At 73.1% G+C, this 12,591-nt stretch carries 11 protein-coding genes; 9 read left to right on the top strand and 2 right to left on the bottom strand.

The genetic code is table 11. From position 1 onward, the window contains the following. Nucleotides 1–16: 16 nt before the first annotated feature. Nucleotides 17–904, top strand: coding sequence for a biotin--[acetyl-CoA-carboxylase] ligase (locus tag PYR72_RS18695; RefSeq protein WP_275456396.1), 888 nt, complete (start codon nucleotides 17–19; stop codon nucleotides 902–904). 251 nt (nucleotides 905–1,155) lie between these two features. After that, nucleotides 1,156–2,319, top strand: a complete 1,164-nt coding sequence (locus tag PYR72_RS18690; protein WP_059084995.1) for an adenylate/guanylate cyclase domain-containing protein — start codon at nucleotides 1,156–1,158, stop codon at nucleotides 2,317–2,319. Between the two features lie 81 nt (nucleotides 2,320–2,400). Here the strand turns inward: PYR72_RS18690 and PYR72_RS18685 are convergent, their stop codons facing one another. Continuing rightward, the gene (locus tag PYR72_RS18685) at nucleotides 2,401–3,198 is read right to left on the bottom strand and encodes a hypothetical protein (protein ID WP_275456395.1); all 798 of its coding nucleotides are present in this window, start codon (nucleotides 3,196–3,198) and stop codon (nucleotides 2,401–2,403) included. 325 nt (nucleotides 3,199–3,523) lie between these two features. Between PYR72_RS18685 and PYR72_RS18680 the strand changes: the two genes are divergently transcribed. The 3 genes from PYR72_RS18680 (at nucleotide 3,524) to hutH (ending at nucleotide 7,736) form a co-directional block, all read left to right on the top strand. After that, complete coding sequence (locus PYR72_RS18680; RefSeq protein ID WP_275456394.1) at nucleotides 3,524–4,357, top strand: enoyl-CoA hydratase-related protein; 834 nt, start codon at nucleotides 3,524–3,526, stop codon at nucleotides 4,355–4,357. A 282-nt stretch (nucleotides 4,358–4,639) separates the two neighbouring features. Continuing rightward, nucleotides 4,640–5,812 carry a sensor domain-containing diguanylate cyclase gene (locus PYR72_RS18675; RefSeq protein WP_275456393.1) on the top strand — a complete coding sequence of 391 codons (1,173 nt, stop codon included), beginning with the start codon at nucleotides 4,640–4,642 and terminating at the stop codon, nucleotides 5,810–5,812. Nucleotides 5,813–6,197: 385 nt separating this feature from the next. Beyond that, on the top strand, nucleotides 6,198–7,736 hold the full coding sequence (gene hutH / locus PYR72_RS18670; RefSeq protein WP_275460448.1) for a histidine ammonia-lyase: 1,539 nt from the start codon (nucleotides 6,198–6,200) through the stop codon (nucleotides 7,734–7,736). Nucleotides 7,737–7,815: 79 nt separating this feature from the next. Here the strand turns inward: hutH and PYR72_RS18665 are convergent, their stop codons facing one another. Then, nucleotides 7,816–8,133, bottom strand: a complete 318-nt coding sequence (locus PYR72_RS18665) for a hypothetical protein (protein WP_275456392.1) — start codon at nucleotides 8,131–8,133, stop codon at nucleotides 7,816–7,818. Nucleotides 8,134–8,243: 110 nt separating this feature from the next. Here PYR72_RS18665 and PYR72_RS18660 point away from each other — a divergent pair, with 110 nt between their 5' ends. From PYR72_RS18660 to PYR72_RS18645, 4 genes are all read left to right on the top strand, one after another. Beyond that, entirely contained in the window at nucleotides 8,244–8,588 is a 345-nt protein-coding gene (locus PYR72_RS18660; protein ID WP_275456391.1) for a hypothetical protein, read from the top strand. A 229-nt stretch (nucleotides 8,589–8,817) separates the two neighbouring features. Beyond that, nucleotides 8,818–10,068 (top strand): Ig-like domain-containing protein, encoded by a 1,251-nt coding sequence (locus PYR72_RS18655; RefSeq protein WP_275456390.1) that lies wholly within the window; start codon nucleotides 8,818–8,820, stop codon nucleotides 10,066–10,068. A gap of 181 nt (nucleotides 10,069–10,249) precedes the next feature. Continuing rightward, nucleotides 10,250–11,728 carry an ABC transporter permease gene (locus PYR72_RS18650; protein WP_275456389.1) on the top strand — a complete coding sequence of 493 codons (1,479 nt, stop codon included), beginning with the start codon at nucleotides 10,250–10,252 and terminating at the stop codon, nucleotides 11,726–11,728. Between the two features lie 66 nt (nucleotides 11,729–11,794). Beyond that, nucleotides 11,795–12,478 (top strand): ABC transporter ATP-binding protein, encoded by a 684-nt coding sequence (locus tag PYR72_RS18645; RefSeq protein ID WP_275456388.1) that lies wholly within the window; start codon nucleotides 11,795–11,797, stop codon nucleotides 12,476–12,478. The last annotated feature ends 113 nt before the right edge of the window (nucleotides 12,479–12,591 follow it).

Genomic DNA, 12,591 nt, shown 5'->3' with positions numbered 1-12,591 from the left:
ACCTAGGCTGGGTTGCATGACGAACCCGCCAGGTGCACAAGGTGACCCGTCCAGCGGACCGGGTGAGCCGAGGTCGGACCGCTGGTCCGACCTCGGCCGGCCGCCCCTCAACTCCGCCTCCCTGCGCCGGGCGCTGGTCCGGGAGGGCGGCCTGTGGAGCTCCCTGGACGTGCGGCCGGTGGTTGACTCCACCAACACCGACCTCGCGGGGCGCGCCGACCGGCTGCCCGAGGGGGCCGTGCTCGTCGCCGAGGAGCAGCGGGCGGGCCGCGGGCGCCTCGACCGCATCTGGACCGCGCCCGCGCGCTCCGGCCTGTTCTTCTCCGTGCTGCTCAAGCCGGCCGAGGTGCCCGTGGAGCGCTGGGGCTGGCTGCCGCTCCTGACCGGGGTGGCCGTCGCGACCGGCCTGTCCCGGGCCGCCGGCGTCGACACGGCACTCAAGTGGCCCAACGACCTGCTGGTGACCGTGGGGGGCGAGGAGCGCAAGGCCGGCGGGATCCTCGCGGAGCGGGCCGGAGCGGACGGCGTGGTGATCGGGATCGGCATCAACGTCAGCCTGCGGGAGGAGGAGCTGCCGGTGCCCGCGGCGGGGTCGCTGGCGCTGGCCGGAGCCGTGACCACGGACCGGGATCCGCTGCTGCGTGCCGTGCTGCGGTCGCTGGAGGAGTGGTACGGACGGTGGCGGGCCGCCGGCGGCGACCCGTCGGTCAGCGGTCTGCAGGAGACCTACGCCGCCGGGTGCTCGACGCTCGGGCGCAAGGTGCGCGCCGAGCTGCCCGGGGACCGGTCGGTCGTCGGGGAGGCCGTGGCGGTGGACGGGGACGGGCGTCTGGTGCTCGCCACGGAGGACGGGGTGCAGGAGCCGGTGGGGGCGGGGGACATCGTGCATCTGCGGCCCGCGTGACGGGCGAGGCGGTGTGACGTGTGGGGATGGTGGGGCTTGGGCACCCGGGGGCGTGTGTCCGGCGTACGGGCCCGGAGGGCGCTGGTGGGGCGCCGGGCGCGTGCTCCGAGGGGCGCACGCCCGCGCCGGCGCCGTCCCCCGGAAGGGGGAAGCACCCTTCGGCCCACCTCACGGAGTGAGCTGGCGCACACCTGCCGTAGAGTTGAGGCCGGTCGAGTACGTGACCGCGGGAGATCGGAAGGGCAGCAGGAGTGAGCGTCGAGGACACGGGCTCCGGCACGGACGCGGACGACCGCGTGGAGCCGCCCCCGCTCTCGGCCTCGCTCGAGCGGCCGGAGCCCCATGACGTGGACGCCGATGAGGAGGACCCGCTGGCGCTGCGGCTCGAGGGGCTGATCCTCGGGGCCGAGCGCCGGTACACCCCCTTCCAGGCGGCCCGCAGCGCGGGCGTCTCCATGGAACTGGCGTCCCGTTTCTGGCGGGCCATGGGCTTCGCGGACATCGGGCAGGCCAAGGCGCTGACCGAGGCGGACGTCCTCGCGCTGCGGCGGCTCGCCGGTCTCGTGGAGGCGGGGCTGCTCAGTGAGGCCATGGCGGTGCAGGTGGCCCGGTCCACCGGACAGACCACCGCGCGGCTCGCCGAGTGGCAGATCGACTCCTTCCTGGAGGGGCTGACCGAGCCCCCGGAGCCGGGGATGACCCGGACCGAGGTGACGTATCCGCTGATCGAGCTGTTGCTGCCGGAGCTGGAGGAGTTCCTCGTCTACGTCTGGCGCCGTCAGCTGGCCGCTGCCACCGGGCGGGTCGTGCAGGCCGCGGACGACGAGGAGATGGTCGACCGGCGGCTGGCCGTCTGCTTCGCCGATCTCGTCGGGTTCACCCGGCTGACCCGGCGGATGGAGGAGGAGGAGCTCGGCGAGCTGGTCGAAGCCTTCGAGACCACCGCGGCGGACCTGGTGGCGGCGAACGGTGGGCGGCTCATCAAGACCCTCGGCGACGAGGTCCTGTACGCCACCGACGACGCGGGCGTGGCCGCCGAGATCGCGCTGCGCCTGATCGAGACCATGGCCAACGACGAGACCATGCCCGAGCTGCGCGTCGGTATGGCCTTCGGCACGGTGACGACGCGGATGGGCGACGTCTTCGGTTCGACCGTGAACCTCGCGAGCCGGCTCACCTCGATAGCGCCGAAGGACGCGGTCCTCGTCGACGGCGCCTTCGCCGAGGAGCTGACCCGCACGGGCGAGGCCCCCGCCTCCGAGGCCGAGGCCGCCGAAGCCGCGGCCGCCGCCGAGAAGGAGGGTGAGGAGCCTCCGGCGTACCGCTTCGCGCTCCAGCCGATGTGGCAGCGCCCGGTGCGCGGCCTCGGCGTCGTCCAGCCGTGGCTGCTCACGCGGAGGCCGGGGAAGGGCTGAGCCGCCTTCCGTCCGTTCCCGTCGGGGCCGTTGAGCGCCGGGGGCAGCCGTGGCCGTCCGCGGAGTGCCGGATGCCGCCTCTCACCCGCCGAGGGCCTCGTCGACGCAGAGGCCGACCAGCGGGACGCACAGGCCCGGCTTCGCGGGGGTGGCCGTGTCGGCGGGGGCGGCCGGTGGGGGCGGGGAGTCCGGGGTGGCCGGCTGGCGGGGTGCCGCCTCCGGTGGCCGCGTGGGTGCGGGCGGAGCGGGGCGGGGGGATTCGGGAGCGCGGGCCGCCGGGGCGGTGTCCGAGGCGGGCGCGTTTCCGGTGATCTCGTCGCGGGCGTCCGGGCCGGAGGGGGCGGAGGGGATCTCGACACCGATGCCGGGGGCGGGCAGGAGGGTGGAGGGGACCGGCGTGGGCGCGGGCGCTCCCGGGGACCGTGGCGGGGGTGAGGCCGTGGTGCCGCCTCCCATGGGGGCGTCGGCGGTCGGGGTTCCCGCGTCGGCTGGGGGCTCGTCGGCCACCGTCGTACCGGCCTCGGTCGTGGCCTCGTCCGTGAAGCCGTCCGCCGCGCTCGGCGCCGGGCCCGCCGCACTCGCGCCGCCGCCGACGGGGTCCGACGTCACCCGCAGCAGACTCAGCGCTCCCGCCGCCAGCGCCATGCCGCCCACCGCGAACAGCAGCTTGCGGGGCCGGGGCCGCCGGTGCCGGCCGCGCGGCCGGGGTGCCGTCTCGTCCGGCGTGCCGGAGGCGAGGGGCGGGAGGGGTGCCGTCGACGGCCTCCAGGGCGCCGACGGCTCGGGCTCGGGGGTCCGGGACGCCGCGGGCGGCGCCGGAGCCTCCCGGGGCGCTCGTGGTGCGGTGGATGCCGGCCGGGTGGCCGTGTCCGTCGTCATGGTGCGTCCCTCCCCTACGCGCCCGTGTCCGCCGGTGCGCCTGTGGCGGAGCGCAGATTATGTGCCGGGACGGGCGGTGCGGCCGGAGAAGGCCGGGATGTCACTCGTCCGTGGAGAAGATCGTCGGGGTACGTCAAGGGGACGCCTCGCGGGGGCTCCCGTCGGGGTGTGCGCCGGGCGCGCGGATGACGCCGCCGCCCTGCCGTTCCGGATCGTCGGCGCGGTCGCGTTCCGGGTCCGGCTTCGTCCGGGGTTTCCGCCGGCCGGGGGCGGCTGCGATGATCGGGGCCACAGGAGAGTTAACCCGCGTTAACCGGAGGGTTCTATGGGTGACGGTGCGGCAGTGGAGCGGGCGGCAGGGGCGGAGGGGGAGCGGCGGTTCGGGGAGTTCGTCGTGGTGCGGCGGCACGGGTCCGTCGCCGAACTCGCGCTCGACCGGCCCAAGGCCATGAACGCCGTGTCGACCGACATGGCCCGTTCCGTCTCGGCGGCGTGCGTGGCGCTCGCCGCCGACCGTGACGCCCGCGTGGTCGTGGTGACGTCCACGCACGAGCGGGCGTTCTGCGTGGGGGCGGACCTGAAGGAGCGGAACTCCTTCAGCGACGCCGACCTGCTCCGGCAGCGGCCCGTCGCGCGGGCGGCGTACACCGGCGTGCTGGAGCTGCCGATGCCCACGATCGCCGCCGTGCACGGCTTCGCGCTGGGCGGCGGCTTCGAACTCGCCCTGTCCTGCGACCTGATCGTGGCCGACTCCACGGCGGTCGTCGGGCTGCCCGAGGTGTCGGTGGGGGTGATCCCGGGAGGCGGGGGCACGCAGCTGCTGCCGCGCCGGGTGGGCGCCGCGCGGGCGGCCGAGCTGATCTTCACGGCGCGGCGGCTGGAGGCCGGGGAGGCGCGGGAGCTGGGACTCGTCGACCAGGTGGTGGAGGAGGGGAGGGACCGGACGGAGGCCCTGGCGCTGGCCGAGCGGATCGCCGCGAACTCGCCGGTCGGGCTGCGCGCGGCCAAGCGCGCGCTGCGCCTCGGGCAGGGACTGGACCTGCGGGCCGGGCTGGAGGTCGAGGACGCGGCCTGGCGCTCGGTGGCGTTCTCGGGGGACCGGGCGGAGGGTGTGGCCGCCTTCAACGAGAAGCGGAAGCCGGACTGGCCGGGGGAGTGACCGTGCCGGACTGGCCGGGGGAGTGGCCGTGCCGGACTGGCCGGGAGAGTGGCCGGTGGGCCGCGGCGGGTCACCGGCGGGCGGGGTCGCCGTCGGGCCGGGACCCGTCGGACGGGTCGCCGTCGGGCGGGTCATCGATGGGCGGGTCATCGATGGGCAGGGTCGCCGTCGGGCGGGGGCACCGACGGAGGTGGCCGTGGGGTCGGCTGTCATGCGGTCGGCCGTACCCCTGTTCGCTTCACCAACGTCCCATATCATCTGGAACCTCCCTAGCCTGGGGAGATGGGAGAGGACAGGCGGCTGAGGGCCGTGGTGGCGCTGGCCCGTGGGATGGCGGGGGCGCGTACGTCGCCGGAGACGTGGTGGGCGGCCGCGGACGGGTCGTGCCGGGCCCTGTCGGGCAGCTTCGCCGCGCTGTCCGTGTGGGAGCGGGACCGCGGGCTGCTGCGGGTGCTCGTGAACGTGGGGAACCGGGCGGCGGACGAGGAGGAGTTCCCCGAGGAGGAGACGTACCCGGTGCACGAGTTCCCGGAGATCGCGGAGTTCCTGCACGAGCGGTGGCTGGAGGGCGGTGAGCCCAACGCCTGGGTGGAGACCGCCGCCGGACCGGTCGGCGGGCGGCGCCCCGGCGGCTACTGCCACCAGCGGGTGGCCGCCCTGCGCCGGCGCGGCCGCGGCTGCTGCGTGGTGGCCCCCGTCGTGCTGAACGGCCGGGCGTGGGGCGAGCTGTATGTGGCCCGGCCCGCCGGGGAGCCCGTCTTCCACGGCGGTGACGCCGCCTTCGCGACCGTGCTGGCCTCGGTCGTGGCCGCCGGCCTCGCGCAGTCCGAGCGGCTGGAGGAGGCCCGGCGGCTGGCCTTCACCGACCCGCTCACCGGGCTCGGCAACCGGCGCGCGGTCGATCTCCGCCTCGACGAGGCGATGGAGGCGCACCGGCGCGACGGCACGGTGATCAGCCTCGTCGTCTGCGACCTCAACGGCCTGAAGAAGGTCAACGACTCCCACGGGCACGCGATGGGGGACCAGCTGCTGGAGCGCTTCGGGTCCGTGCTGTCGCGCTGTGCGGCCGAACTGCCCCGGGTGCTGGCCGCCCGGCTCGGCGGGGACGAGTTCTGTCTGCTCGCGGTGGGGCCGTCGGCGGACGAGGTGGTACGGGTCGCCACTGATCTCTGCGTACGGGCGAGGGAGCTGGAGCCGGGCGACGGGGTCGCCTGCGGTGTCGCGTCCACCGGGGATCCCATCGGGCCGTTGCGCTCGGCCCGGCGGCTGTTCCGGCTGGCCGACGCGGCGCAGTACCGGGCCAAGGCGGCCGGGTCCGTGGAGCCGGTCGTCGCGGGGCGTGAGGGGGAGGGTGCCGACGACCCGGTCGTCAGCCTGGCGGACCGGCCGCCCGCGCCGGCCGATCCCGCGCACCCGGGGGACCGGCGCCGCATTCGAGGGCGCCGGTCCACCTAGGGCGGGCCGCGCGCGCGGGGTCGAGTCGACGCGCGGCCCTGGGCTGCCCACGGCCAGGGGGGAGTGAGCCGTGGGCCGGTCGGTGGCCCGGAAGGGGCGTGGCACGGGCGTGGCAGGGGTGGACGGCTCCTGCTGGAGCGCGGCCCCGCCGTCGTCCGGTATGTCGACCCTACGCGCGTGTGCCCGCCCTCAACGCTCTGACCTGCCAATTCTGATCAATCTCGGAGCGTTCTCTGATCGTTCTCTGAGCGGATTCTGATCTACGCGGATAGGTGAATGCCGGATTTCGGCAAGATCGTGCGACGGGGGTAAGGAGCCCTTCCGTTCCGCGGTCGTGACATTCGGCGATTCAGTCCCTACGATCCTGAATATGGATATGCACTCTGTGGACACGGTGGTCCTCGGGACGTCCGGGGTCACCGCGGCCGACGTCCTCGCCGTGGCGCGCGCCGGCGCCCGGATCGAGCTCTCCGACGAGGCGGTGGCCGCGCTCGCGGCGGCCCGCGAGATCGTGGACGCGCTGGCGGCCAAGCCGGAGCCCGTCTACGGCGTCTCCACCGGCTTCGGCGCCCTCGCGACCCGGCACATCAGCCCCGAGCTGCGGGCCCGGCTGCAGCGCAACATCGTCCGCTCGCACGCCGCCGGCATGGGCCCGAGGGTGGAGCGCGAGGTCGTCCGCGCGCTGATGTTCCTCCGGCTGAAGACCGTCTGCTCGGGCCGTACCGGCGTCCGGCCCGAGGTCGCGCAGACCATGGCCGACGTGCTCAACGCCGGCATCACCCCCGTCGTCCACGAGTACGGCTCCCTCGGCTGCTCCGGGGACCTGGCCCCGCTCTCCCACTGCGCGCTCACCCTGATGGGCGAAGGCGACGCCGAAGGCCCCGACGGGGTCGTACGGCCGGCCGACGAGCTGCTGGCCGAGCACGGCATCGCCCCCGTCGAGCTGCGCGAGAAGGAGGGGCTGGCCCTCCTGAACGGCACCGACGGCATGCTCGGCATGCTGGTCATGGCCCTGGCCGACCTGGAGCGGCTGTACACCTCCGCGGACATCACCGCCGCGATCTCCCTGGAGGCCCTGCTCGGCACGGACCGGGTCCTCGCCCCCGAACTGCACGCCATCCGCCCGCATCCCGGACAGGCGGCCTCGGCGGCCAACATGCTCGCCGTACTGAAGGGGTCGGGGCTCACCGGGCACCACCAGGACGACGCGCCCCGCGTGCAGGACGCGTACTCGGTGCGGTGCGCCCCCCAGGTGGCCGGGGCAGGCCGGGACACCGTCGCGTACGCGCGGCTCGTCGCGGAACGGGAGCTGGCGGCTTCGGTCGACAACCCCGTGGTCCTGCCCGACGGGAGGGTGGAGTCCAACGGCAACTTCCACGGGGCGCCGGTCGCCTACGTCCTCGACTTCCTCGCCATCGCGGTGGCGGACCTCGCCTCGATCGCGGAGCGGCGCACGGACCGGCTGCTCGACAAGAACCGCTCGCACGGGCTGCCGCCGTTCCTCGCGGACGACGCCGGGGTGGACTCCGGGCTGATGATCGCGCAGTACACGCAGGCGGCGCTGGTGAGCGAGCTGAAGCGGCTCGCGGTACCGGCGTCGGCGGACTCGATCCCGTCCTCCGCGATGCAGGAGGACCATGTGTCGATGGGCTGGTCGGCGGCGCGCAAGCTGCGGACCGCCGTGGACAACCTGACACGGGTGCTGGCCGTGGAGCTGTACGCCGGGACGCGGGGCGTCGAGCTGCGCGAGGGGCTGGTGGCCGCGCCCGCCACGCGGGCCGTGGTGGAAGCCGTGCGGGCGGCCGGGGTCGAGGGGCCGGGGCCGGATCGTTTCCTCGCGCCCGACCTGGAGTTGGCCGACGCGTTCGTGCGGGACGGGCGGCTGGTCGCGGCGGCGGAGTCCGTCACCGGGGTGCTCGCCTGAGGGCCGTGGGCGCTTCGGGTGCGGGTCCGGCGGGGCTTCTCGCGCAGTTCCCACCGAACCTGCGGATGACCACAGGCGGCTACACGCCCCGTACCGGCCCGAGATCCTCCCGCTCGCGGCGGATCGAGTACGCGACGAACGCCGCGCCCAGGCCGAGCATCGCGGTGCCGCCGATGACGTAGGGCGTGGTGTTCGGGCTGCCGGTGTCGGCGAGTTCGCGGGTGTCACCGGTGGTGGCGGACGTGTCGGACGTCGTGGTCGTCTGCTCGCGTACGGCCGTCTCCTGGGTCGCGTTGGCGGACGGCACGAACCAGAGGGCGCACAGCAGGGTGCCCGCGGCGGTGGCGGTCACCAACGACCGGCGGGCGGTGGACGACGCGCGACGTGCGACGGACACGGAATATCGATCCCCTTGTGACGCTGGCGAATTGGCCGTGGACGACGATGCTAATGAAAGGCGCGGGTCGTGGGAAAGTCGCGTGCCCGGTGAGCCGTACGCTCCGGGGCATGAGCACAACGGAGACATCGCAGTTTGTCCGGCTACGCGTCGAATTGGTGGTGGAGGTCGAGGACGTGGAGGCCGTCACCGGCGCCGCTCTGCGGCGGATCGCGGACGATCCCGATATGCCCGCCGAGGAACGGGTACACGCCGAGAGCGCGGTGACCGAGGACACCGCGGAGGCCCTCGCCTATCTGGTCGACCCGTTCGACCTGGTCGGAGAGGTCCCCGGGGTCGAACTGGCCCAGGCCTCCTGGAGCAGTGAGGCAATCGACTACGACCCCGATTCGCCGGAATGGGGTCTCGACGAGGATGATGACGGAGAGGACGAAGAGGAAGACGCGCGCGGCTGAGCGGTCGGGAAATCGATGGTCCCGGGCGGCAACCGTCGCCCGGGGTTCTTTCGTCTCACGGAACGCACCAGTCACTTGCGCACCGCCGGGTCGCCGACGACCCGATGCGAGTGGAGTGGCGTATCCCACATATCCGCAGCAGCGGAACGGCTCGACGCCGTCGTGGTGTTTAAGTGCTAACGGGGATCTTCGGGGTTTTGGGGATTCGGCAACGATGGAGAAGCGTGTGATGACGAACAGTAAGCGGCGCAGGGGCCTGACGGTCGCGTCCGCACTGCTCGGCGGGGTGCTGGTGCTCTCTGCGTGCAGCGGAGGCGGCGGCGACAAGGGGTCCGGGGGCGACGGCGGCGACTCCCAGGCCCAGGCCGACAAGGCGGCGGCCGAGAAGACCTCCGAGGCCGACATCAAGATCACGCCGAAGGACGGCTCGGACAACGCCTCCATCAACAACTCGGCCAAGGTCACCGTGAGCAAGGGCACGCTCACCGAGGTGAAGATGACCACCTCCGACGGCACCGCCGTCGACGGCGAGATATCCGCCGACAAGAAGAGCTGGGCGCCGAGCACCCAGCTGGAGCGGTCCACGGGGTACAAGATCACCGCTGCCGCCGAGGACTCCGAGGGGCGCGAGGCCCACGAGAACGCGGCGTTCACCACGGTCTCGCCCGCCAACAGCTTCATCGGCAACTTCACGCCCGAGGACGGCTCGACCGTCGGCGTGGGCATGCCGGTCTCGATCAACTTCGACAAGGCGATCACCGACAAGGCCGCCGTCCAGAAGGGGATCACCGTCTCCAGCAGCTCCGGCCAGGAGGTCGTCGGGCACTGGTTCAACGCCAACCGCCTCGACTTCCGGCCCGAGGACTACTGGCAGGAGGACTCCACCGTCACCCTGAAGCTCGCGCTCGACGGGGTCGAGGGCGCCGACGGTGTCTACGGTGTGCAGCAGAAGACGGTCACCTTCAAGATCGGCCGCAACCAGGTCTCCGTCGTCGACGCCAAGACCAAGCAGATGAAGGTCATGCAGGACGGGAAGGTCGTCAAGACCATTCCGATCTCCGCCGGTTCGCCCGAGAACAAGACGTACCAGGGCAAGATGGTGATCTCCGAGAAGTTCAAGGAGACCCGGATGAACGGCGCGACCGTCGGTTTCACCGACGACGACGGCAAGGGCGAGTACGACATCAAGGACGTCCCCCACGCCATGCGCCTGACGACCTCGGGCACCTTCATCCACGGCAACTACTGGGGCGCCGACTCCGTCTTCGGCAACGTCAACACCAGTCACGGCTGTGTCGGTCTGAACGACACCAAGGGTGCCAACGACAAGGGCACGGCGGGCTACTGGTTCTACAACAACTCGATCGTCGGTGACGTCGTGGACATCCGGAACACCGGTGACAAGACGGTCGCCCCGGACAACGGCTTCAGTGGCTACAACATGACCTGGGCCGAGTGGAAGGCCGGTTCGGCGGTCTGATCCGCCGTCAGCCGTAGCGCGCCCGGCCGACGCCGAGCCGCCCCGGAGCTGTGCGGTACCGATGCCGCCCCTGTGACACGCAGGGGCGGCATCGGTGTTCCCGGGGCCGCCGCGCCGGGTTCTCATCGGGCTCTTATCGAGGGCTTATCCCTTCATCACACGGCGTCCCTAGCTTGCCGCCATGTTCTTCACCTACCTGAGGCGCGAACTGCGCCGCCGCAGAAAGGCGGCGCTCGTCGTCGCCTCCGGGCTCGCCCTGGGCATCGCCCTGGTCATCGTGGTCAGTTCCGTCTCCTCGGGCATGGAGAAGGCACAGGGCAAGGTCCTCGAATCCCTGTACGGCCTGGGCACGGACATGACCGTCACCAAGGCCGCCGCCGCGGCCGGCGAGGACGGCGGCGAGCGCCCGCGGTTCGAGTTCGACGCCCAGGACGAGGACTCCGACGAGAACCAGAGCAGCGACCTCGTCCGCGTCCAGGGCTTCCAGACGCTGGCGAGTTCGACCGTCGCCGAGGTCGGCGAACAGGCGGGCGTCGCGCGGGCCGTCGGCGGTCTCAGCCTCCAGGTCATCAAGGTCGACGGGCAGTTCCGGCGCGGAGAGTTCCAACAGGACGAGGGCGCCCAGGGGCAGCAGCGGGGCGGTCCGGGCGCCGGCGGCACCGGGCAGCCCGAGGGCCGGGTCGAGGGCGGCGGCGCCCAGTTCGACGTCGACAACTACTCCGTGTACGGCACGGACGTCACCGAGCCCGCGCTGGGCCCGCTCACCTCCTCCAAGATCACCAGCGGTCGTACGTTCAAGACCTCCGAGACCAACGCCAAGGTGGTCGTCGCCGACAGGTCGTACGCCAAGGAGAAGGAGCTGAAGGTCGGTGACGGCGTCACCATCAACAGCGTCAAGTACCGGGTCATCGGGATCGCCACGCCCGACACCGGGGACGCGGCGGCCGACCTCTACCTGCCGCTGAAGCAGGCGCAGACGCTCAGCGACTCCCAAGGCAAGATCACCACGATCTATGTGCAGGCGAGCGACTCGCAGCGCATCGACAGCGTCAAGACCGCCATCCAGAAGAACATCGACGGCACCACCGTCACCACCTCCGCCGACCTCGCCGACACGGTCTCCGGATCGCTGTCGACGGCCTCGGACCTCGCCGCCAACGTCGGCAAGTGGCTCTCCATCGCGGTGCTGGTGGCCGCGTTCCTGGTCGCGGGCCTGCTCACCTCGTCGGCCGTGTCGCGCCGGGTGCGGGAGTTCGGCACGCTCAAGGCGCTGGGCTGGAAGTCGGGGCAGGTGACCCGGCAGGTCGTCGGTGAGGCCGTCGTCAACGGCCTGGTGGGCGGCGCGCTCGGCATCGCGCTGGGCCTCGGCGGGGCGTACGTCATCACGGCGATCAGTCCGACGCTGCAGGCGGAGGTCGGGGCGACGGGCGGCGGGTTCGGCGGACCGGGCGCCGGCGGGCCCGGTGGCGGGGGCTTCCCCGGCGGCGGCCGCCAGGCGGCCTCCAACGCGCTGGACGTGGCGCTCACGGCACCCGTCAGCGTCACGACCATCGGCGTCGCGGTGGGGCTCGCCGTCGCCGGCGGGCTGATCGCGGGGGCGTTCGGCGGATGGCGGGCCTCCCGGCTGCGGCCGGCCGACGCGCTGCGCCGCGTGGAGTAGTTCAGCGGCGCGGCCCACAGACCGCCGCCCGCAGCCAGGACCGTCCGAACTTTCAGGGAGTCGCACATGTACGTACTGACCGGCGTCACCAAGCGCTACGCGCGCGGCAAGGACACCGTCACCGCGCTCGACGGGGTGGATCTCACCGTCCCCGACGGGGACCGGCTGGTCATCCAGGGTCCCACCGGGGGCGGGAAGTCCACGTTGCTGCAGATGCTCGGCGGGCTGGACAAGCCCTCCGAGGGGAGCGTCGAACTCGACGGAACCGACATGGCGAAGCTGTCGGAGACGAAGCTCACCCGGGTGCGCGGCGAGAACATCGGGTTCGTCTTCCAGAGCTTCAACCTGATCCCGACGCTCACCGCGCAGGAGAACGTGGAGACGGCCCTCGTACCGCTCGGGGCCGGGGCCAAGGAGCGGCGGCAGCGGGCCGCGGAGGCGCTGGAGTCGGTGGGCCTCGGGGAACGGCTCGGGCATCTGCCGGCCGAGCTGTCGGGCGGCCAGCAGCAACGCGTGGCGATCGCCCGCGCGTTGGTGAAACGGCCCAAGGTGCTGCTCGCGGACGAGCCCACCGGCAACCTCGACGAGTCCACGCGCGACGAGATCATGGAGGTGCTGGAGACGCTGTGGAAGGAGCACGGCCTCACGTTCATCATGGTCACCCACGATTCGGCGCTGGCGCGCAAGGCCCCGCGGGTCGCGACCATCCGCAAGGGGCGGATCACGGTGAAGGAGAACGCCGGGGCGTGAGCGCCGGAACGCGAGCGACGGCGGGGTGCGCCCCGTGGGTCTCCGGCGAGTTCCCGGGGCGGTGGGGCGCGTGGGCGCTCCGGCCGGGCGCGTGCGAGCCGGGCCGGGTCCGT

It is taken from the genome of Streptomyces sp. VNUA24, assembly GCF_029167005.1.
In the GTDB taxonomy this organism is placed as follows: domain Bacteria; phylum Actinomycetota; class Actinomycetes; order Streptomycetales; family Streptomycetaceae; genus Streptomyces; species Streptomyces scabiei.
This window is presented reverse-complemented; position numbering and strand designations above follow the sequence as displayed.

Coding starts and splice junctions, on each gene's coding strand:
- PYR72_RS18695 (WP_275456396.1), top strand. CDS start 17: ATGACGAACCCGCCAGGTGCACAAGGTGACCCGTCCAGCGGACCGGGT.
- PYR72_RS18685 (WP_275456395.1), bottom strand. CDS start 3,198: ATGACGACGGACACGGCCACCCGGCCGGCATCCACCGCACCACGAGCG.
- PYR72_RS18680 (WP_275456394.1), top strand. CDS start 3,524: ATGGGTGACGGTGCGGCAGTGGAGCGGGCGGCAGGGGCGGAGGGGGAG.
- PYR72_RS18675 (WP_275456393.1), top strand. CDS start 4,640: ATGGGAGAGGACAGGCGGCTGAGGGCCGTGGTGGCGCTGGCCCGTGGG.
- PYR72_RS18660 (WP_275456391.1), top strand. CDS start 8,244: ATGAGCACAACGGAGACATCGCAGTTTGTCCGGCTACGCGTCGAATTG.
- PYR72_RS18655 (WP_275456390.1), top strand. CDS start 8,818: ATGACGAACAGTAAGCGGCGCAGGGGCCTGACGGTCGCGTCCGCACTG.
- PYR72_RS18650 (WP_275456389.1), top strand. CDS start 10,250: ATGTTCTTCACCTACCTGAGGCGCGAACTGCGCCGCCGCAGAAAGGCG.
- PYR72_RS18645 (WP_275456388.1), top strand. CDS start 11,795: ATGTACGTACTGACCGGCGTCACCAAGCGCTACGCGCGCGGCAAGGAC.